17 protein-coding genes and 1 riboswitch are annotated in these 16,999 nt (G+C 32.0%); of the genes, 5 read left to right on the top strand and 12 right to left on the bottom strand.

Annotation, left to right across the window (positions count from 1 at the left end; genetic code table 11):
- Positions 1 to 165 precede the first annotated feature (165 nt).
- The gene (locus tag ACTHPI_RS03780; protein ID WP_144355636.1) at positions 166 to 699 is read left to right on the top strand and encodes a streptococcin A-M57; all 534 of its coding nucleotides are present in this window, start codon (positions 166 to 168) and stop codon (positions 697 to 699) included.
- Between the two features lie 251 nt (positions 700 to 950).
- Here ACTHPI_RS03780 and ACTHPI_RS03775 read toward each other — a convergent pair whose 3' ends face one another.
- From ACTHPI_RS03775 to ACTHPI_RS03755, 5 genes are all read right to left on the bottom strand, one after another.
- Positions 951 to 1,871 carry a hypothetical protein gene (locus tag ACTHPI_RS03775; RefSeq protein ID WP_445352847.1) on the bottom strand — a complete coding sequence of 307 codons (921 nt, stop codon included), beginning with the start codon at positions 1,869 to 1,871 and terminating at the stop codon, positions 951 to 953.
- 67 nt (positions 1,872 to 1,938) lie between these two features.
- The gene (locus ACTHPI_RS03770) at positions 1,939 to 2,595 is read right to left on the bottom strand and encodes an amino acid ABC transporter permease (protein WP_144355638.1); all 657 of its coding nucleotides are present in this window, start codon (positions 2,593 to 2,595) and stop codon (positions 1,939 to 1,941) included.
- A 13-nt stretch (positions 2,596 to 2,608) separates the two neighbouring features.
- Positions 2,609 to 3,241 carry an amino acid ABC transporter permease gene (locus ACTHPI_RS03765; RefSeq protein WP_445352846.1) on the bottom strand — a complete coding sequence of 211 codons (633 nt, stop codon included), beginning with the start codon at positions 3,239 to 3,241 and terminating at the stop codon, positions 2,609 to 2,611.
- Complete coding sequence (locus tag ACTHPI_RS03760; RefSeq protein ID WP_445352845.1) at positions 3,242 to 4,090, bottom strand: transporter substrate-binding domain-containing protein; 849 nt, start codon at positions 4,088 to 4,090, stop codon at positions 3,242 to 3,244.
- A 13-nt stretch (positions 4,091 to 4,103) separates the two neighbouring features.
- Positions 4,104 to 4,841 (bottom strand): amino acid ABC transporter ATP-binding protein, encoded by a 738-nt coding sequence (locus ACTHPI_RS03755; protein ID WP_445352844.1) that lies wholly within the window; start codon positions 4,839 to 4,841, stop codon positions 4,104 to 4,106.
- Positions 4,842 to 5,151: 310 nt separating this feature from the next.
- Between ACTHPI_RS03755 and udk the strand changes: the two genes are divergently transcribed.
- Entirely contained in the window at positions 5,152 to 5,781 is a 630-nt protein-coding gene (udk, locus tag ACTHPI_RS03750) for a uridine kinase (protein ID WP_445352843.1), read from the top strand.
- A 52-nt stretch (positions 5,782 to 5,833) separates the two neighbouring features.
- Here udk and ACTHPI_RS03745 read toward each other — a convergent pair whose 3' ends face one another.
- The 6 genes from ACTHPI_RS03745 to ACTHPI_RS03720 form a co-directional block, all read right to left on the bottom strand.
- Complete coding sequence (locus ACTHPI_RS03745; protein ID WP_445352842.1) at positions 5,834 to 6,418, bottom strand: ECF transporter S component; 585 nt, start codon at positions 6,416 to 6,418, stop codon at positions 5,834 to 5,836.
- A gap of 52 nt (positions 6,419 to 6,470) precedes the next feature.
- A riboswitch (TPP riboswitch) is annotated at positions 6,471 to 6,561 on the bottom strand.
- A 31-nt stretch (positions 6,562 to 6,592) separates the two neighbouring features.
- Positions 6,593 to 8,380, bottom strand: coding sequence for an ABC transporter ATP-binding protein (locus tag ACTHPI_RS03740; RefSeq protein WP_445352841.1), 1,788 nt, complete (start codon positions 8,378 to 8,380; stop codon positions 6,593 to 6,595).
- The gene (locus tag ACTHPI_RS03735) at positions 8,373 to 10,106 is read right to left on the bottom strand and encodes an ABC transporter ATP-binding protein (RefSeq protein WP_445352840.1); all 1,734 of its coding nucleotides are present in this window, start codon (positions 10,104 to 10,106) and stop codon (positions 8,373 to 8,375) included. The genes ACTHPI_RS03740 and ACTHPI_RS03735 overlap by 8 nt, the downstream gene beginning before the upstream one ends.
- Positions 10,103 to 10,546, bottom strand: a complete 444-nt coding sequence (locus ACTHPI_RS03730) for a MarR family winged helix-turn-helix transcriptional regulator (RefSeq protein WP_445352839.1) — start codon at positions 10,544 to 10,546, stop codon at positions 10,103 to 10,105. The genes ACTHPI_RS03735 and ACTHPI_RS03730 overlap by 4 nt, the downstream gene beginning before the upstream one ends.
- Before the next feature lie 114 nt (positions 10,547 to 10,660).
- Positions 10,661 to 11,233: a hypothetical protein gene (locus tag ACTHPI_RS03725; RefSeq protein WP_445352838.1), complete on the bottom strand. Its 573-nt coding sequence runs from the start codon at positions 11,231 to 11,233 to the stop codon at positions 10,661 to 10,663.
- 53 nt (positions 11,234 to 11,286) lie between these two features.
- A complete protein-coding gene (locus ACTHPI_RS03720) occupies positions 11,287 to 12,072 on the bottom strand; it encodes a DUF4097 family beta strand repeat-containing protein (RefSeq protein WP_445352837.1) in 786 nt (261 codons plus the stop codon).
- A 132-nt stretch (positions 12,073 to 12,204) separates the two neighbouring features.
- Here ACTHPI_RS03720 and ACTHPI_RS03715 point away from each other — a divergent pair, with 132 nt between their 5' ends.
- The 3 genes from ACTHPI_RS03715 to ACTHPI_RS03705 all read left to right on the top strand — a co-directional run bounded on the left by ACTHPI_RS03715 (position 12,205) and on the right by ACTHPI_RS03705 (position 15,754).
- Positions 12,205 to 12,774, top strand: coding sequence for a histidine phosphatase family protein (locus ACTHPI_RS03715; protein ID WP_445352836.1), 570 nt, complete (start codon positions 12,205 to 12,207; stop codon positions 12,772 to 12,774).
- A gap of 97 nt (positions 12,775 to 12,871) precedes the next feature.
- Entirely contained in the window at positions 12,872 to 14,617 is a 1,746-nt protein-coding gene (locus ACTHPI_RS03710) for an ABC transporter ATP-binding protein (protein ID WP_445352835.1), read from the top strand.
- 93 nt (positions 14,618 to 14,710) lie between these two features.
- Positions 14,711 to 15,754: a YdcF family protein gene (locus ACTHPI_RS03705; protein WP_445352834.1), complete on the top strand. Its 1,044-nt coding sequence runs from the start codon at positions 14,711 to 14,713 to the stop codon at positions 15,752 to 15,754.
- 55 nt (positions 15,755 to 15,809) lie between these two features.
- On the opposite strand, the gene ACTHPI_RS03700 is transcribed toward ACTHPI_RS03705, so the two are convergent.
- Entirely contained in the window at positions 15,810 to 16,892 is a 1,083-nt protein-coding gene (locus ACTHPI_RS03700; protein WP_445352833.1) for a M42 family metallopeptidase, read from the bottom strand.
- Between the last annotated feature and the right edge of the window lie 107 nt (positions 16,893 to 16,999).

Below are 16,999 nucleotides of genomic sequence, written 5' to 3'. Positions count from 1 at the left end.
AAAAGCGCTGTTATCTGGGAAACGTTTTTTATTATTTTAAATCATCTAAAAGATATTTCATTAGAGTTACCCATATCACTTCTTTAATAAAGCTTATTGCACCACTTTAATATATTTGTTATAATTTTAAAAAAATTAATATTTTAAAAGAAGAGAAATGTGTTTATGAATAAAACAAAATCACAATCAATCAAAATCATTAAATTATTAATGGTTTTTACTATTATTTTAGAATTATTTGCGACACTTTCAAGTAATGTATATGCGAGTGATTCAGTACAATCTCAAGATGTTGATACTGTAGCGACAGAATTACAAAAAATGTTTGCTCATGGCGTAAGTCAAGAAAATCTTAATAAATATGCTAAAGAAAATTTTAGCAAACAAGAGTTACAAGCAGCTAGTCGCGAATTAGATGTTAATTATTTAGCAAATACTAGTTCAACTACATATTCTCCATTCATTTCAATGTTCAGTTGGAATAGTATGGGCAAGTGTATGTACAATAAAATTAAAGATGAACTTTTTGCAATGGTAAATGTTGGCGTTATTGTTAAATACGCAAAGAAAAAGGCTTGGAAAGAGCTAGCAAAAGTAGTAATTAGAGTTGCAAAAGGAGCTGGTGTAAAAACAAACGCTATTCTTGTAGCAGGTCAGTTAGCCGTTTGGGCAGTAGCATGTGGTATGGAGTGGAATTAGTACACAAGAGATATGGGTAAAAATTTAATAGATTTTTTTATCACCTACCTACTTTTATTTTTATACTACTTACTAGATATGCGAGTCCTCAACCTTCAAACATTTATAAGACCTATGTTGATGAGCTTTGTTTTAATTTTCATAGGAAAATCTATATCATATTTTTGTAAGAAAAAATAGAGTTTAAACTATATAGTATATGTATAAAAGGCTTAGTTTTGAATTTAATCAAAATTAAGCCTTTTTATTAATTATTTATCTTTCAAAAATCCAGCCTTATTAATTAAACTTGCTAATTTATTAAAAGCGCTGTTATCTGGGAAACGTTTCTTCAAATCTGTTAACTTTTCTGCGGCAAGTTTTCTTACTTCACCAGCCTGTCCTTTCTTTTCTAAGGCCTTAGCTAAATCATTAGTCTTAGTTAAAAATTTACGTTCATTCAAACTTTCTCTTAAAAATTCATCATCAACGTCGCGCAAAAGCAAGTTGCCATCTTTATCAAAACGATACCCACCCCACATATGCTGCTTAATGGGTGACATCGGCGTTGAATCTACATACATCAATCTTCCTACCATATGATGAGTAGCAGTAATGCCAAGGGTTACTGGATCATAAATATCTACATAGTTATAAATTTTTGTTCTTAATTTTGCTGCAACTCGGCGCTGTTTTTGAGTTAAAAGAAGCCAAATATTGGTTCCTTCATATAAATATGCGCCATAAATAGAACTTGGATGGTGACAATTAGCCAAAGCATATTGCGCATTAATCGAGCCTAAAGAATGTCCATAAATATAAAAATGTGCTTTAGGATATTTATTAATCGTCTTATTTAAAAGTTTAGCTGCAGAATTTAATTGGCTAGGAATTTTCTTTTCATTATTAACAAGCAATGATACTAAAATTGGTAAATTCGTCTTAAGCCACTCATCCCGCCAAGTGGTCGGATTACCTTTTAAAAAGCCATATGAGCCTTTATATAAAATCGTAACTTCATTTTGATTCGTAATTACAAAAGCTCTTAAGCCATCTTTTTCATAAATAGAATCTGTAACAATTCCAATAAAGTGACCACCAATTTCAATTCGGTCACCTAAGTTTAAATTTTGATATGACTTTTTAGTTAATTCTATTCGTTCTAGGTCTGTTAATTGCAAATTTGCATCCATATTTAATTTCCTTACAAAAAAATACTAACTACTTTAACTTTAACACGTAGTTAGTATTTTTTGATATTTAATCGTTTGAAAACTTCTTTTGTAAGTAAGATGCAACCATTGATAAACAGAAACAAACTACAAAGTACATCACTGCAATAATCAAGTACATTGGAATCATATAATTAGTATCTTGACTATAAACGATTTGTGCGTGATAGAGAAGTTCCGGCAAGATAATAATCGTTGCAAGAGAAGTATCCTTAACTAAGGAAACAAATTGTGATAAAAGCGTTGGAATCATCTTCATTAAAGCTTGTGGCATAACTACATAAAACATTGCTTGTAAGTATGTCATACCATTACTTCTAGCACCTTCCATTTGACCAGGATCAACTGCTCCGATACCAGAACGAACAATTTCAGCAATCATTGCACTTTCAAATACAACCAAAGCTATAATCGACGCAACAACTGCGTTGACCCTAATCTGCATTGCTGGCAATCCAAAATAAGTAAAGAAGATTATTAAAAGAAGCGGCAAGTTTCTAATAATATCCACTATAAAGCCAACAATCTTTGATAAAATTGGAACTTTAGAATATCTAATTGTTCCTAAAACAAGTCCAATAATAAAACTTAATGCAATTGAAATAAGTGAAACATAGATTGTAACCCACAACCCGTCCAGGAGGAAGCGGAAGTTAATCCATGAATATGCATGTGAAAAATCCATCTAAATCCTCCTTTTATTTGTTTTCTAAGTGTTGCATATAATATGACAATGGCAATGTCAAAATCAAGTAGAATAATCCTACAATAATGTAAGTTGGAATTGTTTGGAAAGTACTTGATGCGATAACATCCCCTTGATACATTAAGTCAAAACCTGCAACAAAGGCTAAAACACTTGAATTTTTAATCAAGTTAACAAATTGATTACCTAATGGTGGAATGACAATTTTAAAAGCTTGCGGTAAGATAACGTAACGCATTGCTTGCCAATAAGTCATACCATTACTTCTAGCACCTTCCATTTGACCCATTCCAACTGATTGAATACCAGCACGAACAGTTTCTGAAATAAAGGCAGAAGTATATAAAGTTAACCCAATTGTACCTGCCGCAAAACCACTCATTTTAATCCAAAATTGTGGAATAACTAAATAAAAGATCATCGCAATAACTAATAATGGGATATTACGGAATATTTCGATATAAACACGGGCAACCCCACGCCAAAATTTATTTGGCATAGTTTCTAAAATGGCAAAGACGGTTCCAATAATCAAGCTAAAAATCAAAGCCAAAACACTACACAAGATAGTATTCCAGAAACCAATCAAAAAGGTTTGCCAATTATTAACCAATAATGACCACATTTATCTTTCAGCCTCCTTTATACTAAATCCTGGGATACCATCAAACCACTTGTGCATTAAGCGATTATAGGTACCATTTTTCTTGAGTTCATTAAAAGCCTTATTAATTTCACTAGCCATTTTAGTCTGTCCTTTATCAACAGCAATACCGTATGGCTCATGAGTAAAGGCACCTCCGACTACTTTGTAGCCCGGATTTTCAGCAGCAATACCTGCTAAAATACCATTATCAGTACTCATTGCCTGACCTTGACCAGCCTTAAGCGCTGTAAAACATTGCCCATAGTCATCATATTCAAGAACACGAGCTTTTGGAGCAAACTTATGAATATTTTCTACTGCTGTTGTTCCCTTAACCGCTACCACAACTGTGCCAGACTTATTTAAGTCTTTGACTGATTTAATTGAGCTCTTTTTTGATACTAAAAGAGATTGTCCAGCATTAAAGTAAGGTTCTGAAAAAGTAACTTGCTTTTTACGCTCTGGTGTAATAGTTACAGTAGCCATCAAAGCATCTACATTACCATTTTTTAAAACTGGAATCTTAGTTTTAGAAGTTGTCTGGAATAACTCAGCTTTAGCGTTTTTTCCAAGCATTTGCTTAGTGATTGCCTTAGCTAAATCAATATCAAATCCAACTAACTTATTTTCTTTAATATCCATGATACCGAATAAACGAGTATCATTTCTAACGCCCCAGATAATCTTTTTGCTTGCTTTTACTTGGCTATAAACTTGATCTTTTTTTGGTTCAGCTTCACTATTACCGTAACTTTCACAAGCACTTAGTGAGATTGCTGCTAATAAAAAAAGGATTGTAAGTCCAAGTTTTTTCCGTATTTTTCGCATAAGAATACCTCGGCTAATTTGTAATAATTTTACCTAAAAATTCTTGTGCACGTTCAGTATTTGGATGAGCAAAGAATTCTTCCGGCTTGCGATCTTCCAAAACATGACCTTGATCAAAGAAAATTAAACGATTTGCGACTTCTCTTGCAAAGCCCATTTCATGAGTAACTACTACCATTGTAATGCCTTGTTCAGCAACAAGTTGCATAACATCTAAAACATCCTGAATCATTTCAGGGTCAAGAGCACTAGTAGGTTCATCAAACAAGATTACTTTTGGATGCATTGCTAAACTTCTAGCAATGGCTACACGTTGCTGTTGACCACCTGATAAATTACGTGGAAACATATGAGCTTTGTTTTCAAGACCAACTTTTTTAAGAAGATCCATTGCAATTTCTTCATTTTCATCTTTAGGACGATTCAATACGACACGCGGTGCTAATTCGATATTGCCCAATACAGTATGATTTTCATACAAATTAAAGTGCTGGAATACCATTCCGACATCCTTGCGGATTTTATTAATATTAGTCTTCTTATCTGCTAGATCATAACCATTAACGATCAGCTTACCACTATTAATTGGTTCTAATCCATTCATTGTACGAATAAGCGTACTCTTACCAGATCCAGATGGTCCAATAATTGAAACGACTTCGCCTTCATTGATAGTTAAGTTGATATCCTTTAAGGCATGAAATTTACCATAGTATTTGTCAACATGATGGAATTCGATAATTGGTGTCATGTTTTACATCCTTTCATACATAGCGTTAATTTATATTTTACCTTTTTTTCACAAAAGTGAAAAGTGCCTTTTTAATTAAATTCCACACATTTTTATATCATATACCATAAATGGTTAGTAAATTGCTGAATTATATCAAATAAATAATTAAAAGTGTTCGATATTTCTGGTACTTATTTGTTGATTTCTATCTTAAATATTCGTTAAATTAAATATTACACAATTTTTTTATTAAAAAATCAATTAGAAATGTTGTCATAGCGCGATTTTACAGGTAATATTGGTAAGGATATATTTTAAGGAGTAAAAAATGACAAATCTTGATAAACCTGTGATTATTGGAATTACTGGAGGATCCGGTAGCGGTAAAACCACTATCGCCCATAAAATTGCTGAAGAGTTTGATGATAATGATCGAATTACAATTATCACTCAAGACTCTTACTATAAGGATAATACTAACATCCCTATGGAAGAGCGAATGAATATTAATTACGATCATCCTAACGCTTTTGATATGCCGCTTCTTGAAAAGCAATTGGGAATGCTTTTGAAGCGTCAAGCAATTGAAATGCCAACATATGACTTTACTGCACACACTCGAAGTGATGAAACAGTTCATGTAGAACCTGCAGATATCATTATTTTGGAAGGAATCTTAGTTTTATTTAATGAAGAGATTCGTGATTTAATGGACATTAAAGTTTATGTTGATACAGATGATGATATTCGCTTCATTCGTCGATTAGAACGTGATATGAAGGAACGTGGTCGTTCACTTGACTCTGTAATCAATCAATATATGGATACAGTTAAGCCAATGTATCATCAATTTATTGAGCCTACTAAGCGCTACGCTGATATTATTGTTCCAGAAGGAGGAGCAAATAATGTAGCAATCGATATGCTCACTACTAAGGTTGAATCAATTTTAAGTTAAAAAATAGAGTGGTTTTAAGACCACTCTTTTTTTATGAAATAATTTTGTGTTATTAATCTATATCTAATTTAGGTTTTAAAGCACGATCAAATGAATTAGTAATTAATTTTACTAAAATCCCATCAAAAATAATGGCGGAAATCATCCCAGCAATAAACATAATAACTTGTAAATTAGTGCTATATTTATACCAACCATAAATAAAATACTGCGGAATATAGCCACCTAAATTCGCACAAAACGCTCCAATCAAAACACTCTTCCAAGTGAATTTTTCATAGTGTGATTTTTTAGGGAAAAAACCAATTTCATTGCTTGCTCCTTGAATTAAACCTTCTAAAACAGTCAACACTCCCCATTGACCACCTATTGCCATTTCAACTATCGACGCTATTACTTCTCCCAAAACCCCAGAACCAACAGTTGGCACAAAATACATTGCAAGCGGTGCTGCCATATACCAAAGTCCAGAAAAAATCATATCCATCACTGGAGCATATCCAGTTGGAAGCATAACAAACTTAGCTAAATTATAAATATTATTAAAGCCATAAGTATAGATGATTCCCATTAAAATTCCGATTAAGGCAACTAATATGACTGATTTAACATCCCATTTTGATGATCTAGTAAACATAAAAAGCTCCTAACTAAACTATCAAATAAGCCAGCTAGGAGCATTAAATAATATTCGCTTCTTTTCACTTCCCTTGCGCAAGTATTATCTTGTTCAGGTTCAAAGGGTATCGTCTCAGCTAATTAGCACCCCTAGTGACTTAATTATTATGTAACGCTTTCATTATAACACAATTTAGTCAAACGACATCTGGTTTGTGTATAAATCATAGTAAAAGCCATGTTCTTTTAGAAGTTCTTGGTGATTCCCTTCTTCAATTACCTTTCCATCTTTCAAGACAACTATCTTATTAGAATTTAAAATCGTCTTAAGACGATGAGCGATAACAAAGCTTGTTCTTCCTGCAATTACTGCATCCATAGCCTTTTGAATTTTAGCTTCTGTCACTGTATCAACGTTAGAAGTAGCTTCATCTAAAATAAGAAAAGTTGGATCCGTTAAAATAGTTCTAGCAATTGAAAGGAGCTGTTTTTGCCCAGTAGAAAAAATCGTATTTTCATCAGAAACTTGGGTGTCATAATCTTGGGGCAAAGTCATAATAAAATCATGAATCTGTGCTTCTTTGGCTGCACGAATTACTTCCTCACGGCTAGCAGTAGGCTTTCCATATCTAATATTATCTTCAATCGTTCCAGTAAATAAAACTGAATCTTGCAACACAATCCCAACATTATCTCGAAGAGACTTTAATGTAATATCTCTGACATCTACTCCATCAAACAATACATGTCCTTTATTAACATCATAAAAGCGATTGATAAGATTCATAATTGTCGTTTTCCCTGAACCAGTTGGTCCAACTAAAGCAACAGACTGGCCTTTATCCACTGAAATATTAACCCCATGTAAAATTTCTTTGTCTGGAGTATAACCAAAGTAAACATTATCTAGTTTTACTCCGTCCTTAATTTCAGTTAAAACTTCACCATCAAGTTCTGGATTTTCTTCAGCTTGTTCTTCTACAGCATTAAGTCTGCGACCTCCAGTAAGTGCTAGCTGAATCATAGAATAAATTGAAGTAAGCTGAGTCAAAGGCTGGAAATAAGTCTGAGAATACTCTACAAAAGTTACAATTAATCCCAATCCTACTGCTTGACTAACCTGTCCTGAAACAATCATCCATGCTCCACCTGCAATAACAATAGCTAAATTAAGCAAAGACAATCCTTGTAACAATGGGAAAAGCATTCCTGAATAAAATTGTCCATTAAACATTGCATTGCGAACTTTATTATTATAACTTCTAAAACCTTCAATTGATTCTTCACGCAAACCATTAGCAATAATTACTTTTTGACCATTAATTTGTTCATTAATATAGCCATTAAGATCACTAATTTCATCTTGTTGCTTATCTAAATATTTGCGAGCTTTTTTCATAATGATAATACTAATTATCAAAATAAAAGGTGTAGTAGCTACTGTCATAGTTGCCATCAATGGGTTTACAACATACATGATAATAATTGTCCCAATGAAAAGCGTACCTTGAGAAATAATCTCAAAAACTGCATTATTCATTGCATTAAAGATATTATCAAGGTCTGATGTAAATAATGAAAGGAGCTTTCCGTCCTGATGAGTATCAAAGTACTTAATCAGCATTCTTTGAAATTTTCCAAATAAGTTTTCACGCATATCATTAGTAGAATCTGCATTGAACTTAGACATAACCATCCAAGCAATAAAAGTAGAAGTAATACCTAACGCATAAAAACCTATCATTAAGCCTAATGCCTGATAAAAGTCATTTAAATGACTTTGCCCTTTGAAAGCCCCTGCTACAAACTTAGTCAAACTTGATACAGCATTTCCCAAGAAAATTGGTGCAATTACTTGTGTTGCTGTAGAAATCAACCCCAAGACAATCACAACCGTGATGCCCTTCCAATATGGCTTAAGATAACGAGCAAAATAGGCTAAAGCTTTTTGAACATTGCTTTTTTCTGGAGCTTTATTCATTCATTTCACCTCTTGTTTCTTTTGCTTTTTGGCTATTATAGATTTCACGATAAACATCAGAAGTTTTAAGAAGTTCATCGTGAGTTCCCATAGCCACTAACTTACCCTCATCTAGCACTAGAATCTTATCAGCATTTTTTACAGACATAATTTTTTCAGCAATAATCATTGTTGTTGTATTCTTTAAATCATGTTCTAATGCTTCTTGAACTAATTTTTCACTTTTAGCATCAAGCGCAGAAGTTGAATCATCTAAAATTAAAATTGGTGGCTGATTTACAACTCCACGTGCAATTGAAAGACGTTGTTTTTGTCCACCAGAAAAGTTAGCTGATCTTTCTTCTACTTCATGATCAAATTCATCTGGATAGCGTCCAATAAATTCTTGAGCTTGAGCAATTTCTGAAGCTCGTTTCAATTCATAATCTGTTGCATCTCTTTTACCTTGGCGCAAATTAGATGCAATTGTTCCTGAAAAAAGAATCGCTTTTTGTAAAACTAACGAAACTGTATCACGTAAAGTTTTTTCACTAACTAATTTTAAGTTTTTTCCGCCAATTTTAATTTCACCATCAGTTGGATCATATAGTCTGGCAATAAGCTGAGCTAAAGTTGATTTACCAGATCCAGTTGCTCCAACTACACCTATCATTTGATGAGGTTCAATCTTAAATGAGATATCATGCAAAGTTTCATCATTACCATCTGGATAAGTAAATGAGACATGGTCAAATTCAATAGAGCCATTCAACTCTTCTTTAGGTGCATTTTCGTCAAATTTAACATCAGCTTCTGTTTCAAGTACTTCTGCAATTCTTTTAAGAGAAACATTCCCACGTGAAAAAGTCATCAAAACCATTCCACCAATTAAAATAGCAAATAATAAAGTTAAAATGTAAGAAACATATGGACTTACAACAGTTACATCACTTGGATAAGATTTAATACTTGTTCCTACTAATAAAATTACCAATGAAATCACCAAGTATGCAATCAACATAAATGCTGGCATAATTGCTGAAAACCAATATCCGATTTTGATGTTTAAGTCATTTAAATAATCCGATGTTTTATTAAATTTTTTAATCTCATTATTTCCCTGATTAAATGACTTAACAACTCTCATTCCCTGTAAATTTTCTTTTACTCGAGTAGAAATCTGATCCATTGTTTCTTGAAACTTATTAAAAAGACTGGTCATATTTTTCATAACCCAAGTTCCAACACTTAAAATTAAAGCTAACATTAAAACTGGCGCCCACCAGTAGCGTGGAATTGTAATAATTGCTAAAACAAATGAACCAACTAAAATTATTGGAATTCGCAAAAGTTGCATAAATAGCGTCATCATCATATTCATAATTTGATTCATATCATTGATTAAACGCGTAGTTAATGAACCGGTTGAGAATTTTTCAATATTCGCTAGAGAAAAACTTTGAATTTTACTATAAGTTTCTTCACGTAAATCACTAGTTACTCCTTGAGCAATCTTGGCAGCATAATAAACGTTAAAAATCCCAGCAACAATTGCAATTATTCCCAAAATCACTAACCAAATTCCATCACGTAAAACTCTTGACTGATTATTAGCAAGAAGTGCTTTTTGAATATCTTCGAGAACACGCGGTTGCCAAAGAGTTGAGAAAGCTGAAACTAATATAGCAATTACAGCTCCAATGATTTCTTTTTTGTAATTTTTTAAATGCGGTTTTAATATTTTCACTTATTTTTCCCTTCTTCCTTCAATAATTTCCAAAAAGTATCGCTCCATTCACAAGAAAGCTTGGCTAATTGTGCCATTTTTTCCTTTCCCATTGAAGTAGCAACTTTAGTCTCTAACTCAATCAATGGCGTCATTTTTTCTTGAGCATACTTTTTTCCTTCTTCAGTAAAAGAACAATATTTTTTTCTTTTATCATTATTATCTTTGATTAATTTTACATATCCTAAGTCTTGCAAACTTCGAATACCCTTATTTATAGATTGCTTAGGCAAATCACTTAAATTTACAAGTTCTTTTTGAGTTAACCCTTTATGAATTAATAATTCATATAGAATAATACTCATATAATCTGGTAAATTATTTTGACTATCCCATTCACTATAAGCCTTATTCGCACGTACTATTGCAAGATTTATTTTTTCGGTAGTATTTACTTTCATACTTCACATCCTTCTTCATTTAATTTAGTCCATACACATACTTTGAAGATTTTAGTATGTGCAGGGACTATTGTCAAGACAAAAAAATAACTCATAATTAGTGAGTTATTTTTACTATTTTAATTTTGAAAAATCATACTTACGATACTTAACTGCTAAATCGGCTTTTTTAAATAAAGCTCCATGGATTTCACGATCACCAAAATCATACGCTAAAAATAAGCATTGCTGTCCTTTAAATTCTCCTAACATATAAATAATATCTACACTACCTAGTACATCACGGATTCTAAGAGAACTGCGACCATTTATCGTATCAACTTTACCAATTGAAATATTGCCAGCATATTGCTTATTTTGCTTTTCAGAATTATGATCCAACTTAATGTTTCCAGTTTTTTGATATACTACAGAATCATTAACTAAATGCTTTGTAATTACTAACTTACGAGCACTTTTTGAAAACTCATCACTTCGATACCAACTACCGCGAAACTCACTGGGAATTGTCATCAAACTAAGACCGGGATATTTTTTAGAAGTATCTATTTTCTTGGATTGAATTGATTTTTTATGAACGGTACTAGTACTAGAGCTTCTTGTTGAAGTATTATCTTGTTTTAAACTAGGTTTAGAACAAGCAGTTAAAGAAAGTAACGTAATAAATAATACAATGAATTTTTTCATAGCTTTGTCCTTATAATTGCGAATTGTCTTACACAATTATAAGAAGAAGTTGATTATTTTACAATATTATCACCCTTCATTGTCTTCATTGTAATAAAGTTATCAAATTGAGTATTTAATTCAAGGTGTCCTTGACGAGTTTCTTTAAACAACTTGTTAGTTCCATCAAGTGTATCCAAACTATAGCCATAGCCATCGCCCATAACACCTTCTACTTTATTATCACCATCACTATTTCTAATGAAGTATTTGCCATTGAACTTGCTGTCCCAAATTCTGCAATCACCATCAATCAAGTTAATGGAGCCACCTGTTAAGTTCATCCGCTTCATATAAGCATCCCCATCATCTAATTGAATTGCTACATTGTCAAGATCAGTATTATCAGCTTTGAAGTCACCATCAAGAACATAGATCTCACCAGATTTAATATTGCTGTCCTCTAAGTCAACATCACCGCTGCTACTCTTAATATACATATTTGCAACAATTAACTTTCTTAACTTAAAGTCGCCCTCAATTGATGAAAAGTTTAACTTATCAATTTGTGCTTCTCTTGGAATAGTAACTTTAACTCCTAAATCATAACGATGATTTAAGTCGTAAGTTACATTAATTTCCTCACGATTGTTTTGTTCAATATTCATAATATCGCCAACAAGTTCGACTTTTGGCATTTCTTCTTTAATACCCTTATAAATAACTTCAAAGCGATCACCATTTTCGATACGAATATCACTTGAAAGCAATCTAATATTTAATGAATCAAAGCTTTCAGTCGTTAAGCTTTTCTTAATGATATCTTCGTCTGTAATTCTTCTTGTCTTTGCATGTACCATGATTTTAACCTCTCCTTTTCTGAAATCGATTTCACCTGTAACACTTTTATTATAGTTCACTTTGCGTCAAACACCCATCTTAACGACTTCTGTACTATAATGAAGGCAGAGACAGTAACAGAGGTGATATTTATGACAAAATTATTTTTAATGCGTCATGGCGAAACTTATTTTAATAAATGGCATCGAATTCAAGGCTGGTGCGATTCTGCATTAACTCCTGCTGGAGTTAAACAAGCAAAAGAAATCAAGCAATATTTTTCTAAAAATAATATTCATTTTGATAAACGCTATAGTTCAACTTCTGAAAGAGCGTGTGACACAATGGATATTATTTGCGAAAATGCACCATACTTAAGATTAAAAAGTTTAAAGGAATGCAACTTTGGAAAATTTGAAGGAAGTAGTGAGCGGCTAAATCCTCCTTATCCATATGGTGACTTCTTTAAAAAATATGGTGGCGAAAGTGAAAAAGATGTTCAAACGCGTATGAATTCAACTATTCTTTCAATATTATTATCTAGCGATGAGGAAGATAACATCTTAATTATTTCACATACAGGAGCGATTCTTAATTTTCTTCTCAGTGTTAATATGAATCCACAAGTAGTTAAGGATCAAGGATTTAGTAACTGTTCTGTTTTGGAATTTGAATTTGATAGTCAAAAACTAAAATTAAAACAAATTATTAATCCTAGCTAAAAAAGCGCGAAAAAATCGCGTTTTTATTTTGTGCAAAATTTTCTTTAGTCTATAATTAGGTATCTAACTATAGAAAAAGGAGATTTTTATAAATAGAATGACTAATACAAAAGTTGAAAAGACAACTGAAAAATTTAAATTTCGTGACTTTTTTAAATTAATTAATCATGCACATCCTCGCTATTGGCAATTATTTGTTGGTGTTTTATTAGGATTAATTGCAACTGGAGCTAATCTTTTAGTGCCACAACTTGCACAAAAACTTATTAATGGTTTTAAACATTTAAACTCTGGTATTATTACATTAACAATTATTATTTTTATTGGTGGGATTTTAATCAGTGCATTATCAGGATTAATACTGGGAATTTTTGGCGAAAATGTAGTTGCGAATTTACGTAAGCTCTTATGGAATAAACTTCTTCATTTACCTGTAAGTTATTTCGATAATACTAAAACTGGAGAAATTTCCTCACGTCTTGTCAATGATACCTCTCAAGTCAAAAACTTACTAGCTAACACATTACCTAATGCAATGACTAGTATTTTGCAATTTTTTGGTGCTTTAGTTATTATGTTAGCAATGGATTGGCAAATGACACTAATTATGTTTATCGCAATTCCAATTGTAATGCTTGCTATGCTTCCAGTAATGAAACAATCTCGAAAAATTGGTAAAGTTCGTCAAGATGAATTAGCTAATTTTTCAAGTGATTCTACTAGTATATTAAGTGAAATCCGTTTAGTTAAATCTTCTAACGCAGAAAATAAAGAATTAAATACTGGAAACAGTAGAATTGAATCCTTGTTTAATATTGGTAAAAAAGAAGCTTGGATCAATGCTATTACTCAACCTTTAACCAACATGTTAATGACGGTTCTTTTTTTAGGAATTCTTGGTTATGGTGCAATTCGAGTAATGAGTGGATCTCTTACAATGGGTGCATTAATTTCATTTTTAATGTATATTTTTCAAATTATGTCTCCTGTTTTAATCATCAGTCAATTTTTCAATGAACTTTCAAAAACTAGCGGCTCAACTCAGCGTATTAAACAAATGCTAGATGAAAAAGAGGAAGTAGCCCAAGATAATAAAATTGATGAAATATCAAATAAAACCCTAGCATTTCATAAGGTTAACTTCTCTTATGAAGATGGAAAACAAATTTTGCATGACATTAATTTAGAAGCAAAACCAAATACTGTAGTTGCTTTTGCAGGTCCATCTGGTGGTGGTAAAAGCACAATTTTTTCACTAATTGAAAGATTCTATCAACCAACTTCTGGAAAAATTACAATTGGTACTGAAAACATTGATAATCTTGATTTAGTTCATTGGCGTAAGCAAATTGGTTTAGTGGGTCAAAATTCAGCCGTCATGCCTGGTACTATTCGTGAAAATCTAATCTATGGTTTAGATCGTGAAGTTAGTGATCAAGAACTGTGGCATGGACTTGAAATGGCTTATGCCGATAAGTTTGTCAAAGAAATGGAAGATGGACTTGATACTCAAATCGGTGAGCGTGGAATTAAACTTTCTGGCGGTCAACGTCAACGTATTGCTATTGCTAGAGCATTTTTAAGAAATCCTAAAATTTTAATGCTTGATGAAGCAACTGCTAGTCTTGATTCCGAAAGTGAAGCAATGGTACAAAAAGCTTTGAATAGTTTAATGAAAGACAGAACCACATTAGTGATTGCTCACCGTCTTTCTACTATTGTTGATGCAGATAATATCTATTTTATTGATCATGGAACTGTTTCTGGACATGGAACACATGAAGAATTAGTTAAATCTACTCCTCTTTATGCAGAGTACGTTAAAAATCAATTCAAAAAATAGTAACAAATGATAGCTAAAATTTAGCTATCATTTTCTTTGTAATGCAAATTCAGGTAAAATTTTCTATAGAAATATTTCTTTATGGAGGAATTTATGTTAGAAGTTCTACTAATTATCTTAAGTATTTTTCTAATTTGCTTTGTCAGTTTTATTTATGTTTTAAAACATGAGCGACGAACTCTTTGGGCTGGGATGACTTTTACAGCATCATTATTTACCTTTGCCTTGCTAATTTTTATTAGTTTAATGGATTTAACTGATATTTATTCAAAAAATCACCCTTGGTTAATCTCAGTGTTTTTATTAATTTTACTATCTATTTTAGCTTTTATTGCAGGAACAATTTTAGTTTTAATAGGAATGTTTATTTATAATGGAATAAAAATTATTCTTAAAGAAGGTAACCATTGGACAAATTATCTTTCTTTAGGATTGGGAATTTTATTTATTCTTGTTTTATTCATTTATCCTAATTTTGGTCATTTTTATATTAATGACTGGGTTACTTATGTATACATATTCATACTATTAACTACCCTTTACTTTATTTATATTATGATTATGTACACTTTTACTGCTTGGATAAATTTAGTTAATCCTAAAAATCCTCATTTAGATTATGTTGTAGTTTTAGGAGCAGGACTTCTTCACGGTGATCAAGTTTCACCATTGCTAGCTGCAAGAATTAATCGTGGAATCGAAATTATGAAAGAAAACCCCGGCTCAAAATTAATCATGTCTGGTGGACAAGGCGGTAATGAAACTATTCCTGAAGGAGTAGCAATGGCAAAATATGCTGAAAAATTAGGTATTTCCAAAGATAAAATAATTATTGAGAATAAGTCTAAAACTACATATGAAAATATAATGTTCTCGCACAAATTAATGGGTCCAAATTCTAAGTTTTGTTTAGTTACTAATTCTTACCATGTATACCGTGCTTTAGTTTTAGCTAAAAACCAAGGCTTAAAATGTATTGGCTATGGTGCAAAAACTAAATGGTATTTTACTTTAAATGCTTTTATTCGTGAATTCATTGCTTATGTTGTAATTACTAAACGCTTGCAAATTACAATTGTAGGAATAATCTTTGTACTTTGTTCAATTGCAGCAGTTTTTGATAATTTAATTTTATAATATAAAAAGGTCTCCAAATTAAATATGGAGACCTTTTTATTTCCTAGGAAATAATCTAGAATTTTTTAAAACTATCTAATTTTTCTTGAGTCATATCACGAATAATCGCTGTTGCCAAATCTACCGATGCCTTAAAATCATGATAAGCACTAAAGCAATATGGCGAATGCTCATAACGAACTGGAATCCCAATTACAATAGTTGGAGCACCTTGTTCATAATAAATCGCTGCTCCATCTTGACCCCCGCCAGTACGAACTGAGCGAGTATATGGAATATGATTTTTATCAGCTAGATCACAAGCATATTGTTGAAATTTAGGATTTGGTAAAAATGTTGTATCCATATCTCTAAGCATTGGACCGCGTTTTAATCCAGTTTGAGAAAGCCATTCAGGTTCAAATGTATCATCAGCAGGACAACTTTCAAGAACAATACATAAATCAGGTTTAACTTTTCTTGCTGTTACATAAGCACCTCGCAAGCCAACTTCTTCTTGACTAGAAAGTGCAGCAACTACATCAAAATTAGTTTCTTCACCTTTTAAATTATCCAAAACATCAACCATAGCACCTGCACCAAAACGATCATCAAAGTCTTTTCCAAAGAAGAGACCAGATTTTTCATTATATTCGCATTTAACATCAACAAAAATCGGACAACCTGTATCGATCTTGTAATCTTTGATAGTTTCTTCACGACTACTTGAACCTACATCAATTGACATATCCGCAACTTCCGGAACATTATTACGCTCTTGTGCAGTCATAAAATGAGGTGGCTTAGTTGCAACTACTCCTGGAATATATTCTCCATCACGATTTCGAATTTTAACTCTTAAAGCAGGAATATTATACTTAACCCAACCACCAAGAGGAACAAATTTAATTAATCCATTTGGTCGAACTGCTTGCGTAATAAAACCCACAGCATCAGAATGGGCATCCATTTGAATTACTGGACGATTACCCTTATTTTCTTTTTTAGATGCGTATACATTCAACATTCCATCTACATCAATGTTGGCAATATCTTTAGCATATTCAGAAAACATCTTCACAAATTCTTCTTCAAAGCCTGAAGTTGAATTTGCATCAGAAAATTCCTTAAGCATTTTTATTTCTTGTTCTTTTTCCATAATTGAATCCTTTTTTAAAACAATAACTTTTAATTAGTATTCTACAAGTATTGTTAAGATTATGAAAGCCTATCACTAAAATGCTGATGAAAAAATCTTTTTCTAAC

It is taken from the genome of Lactobacillus sp. PSON (genome assembly GCF_052615405.1).
This window is presented reverse-complemented; position numbering and strand designations above follow the sequence as displayed.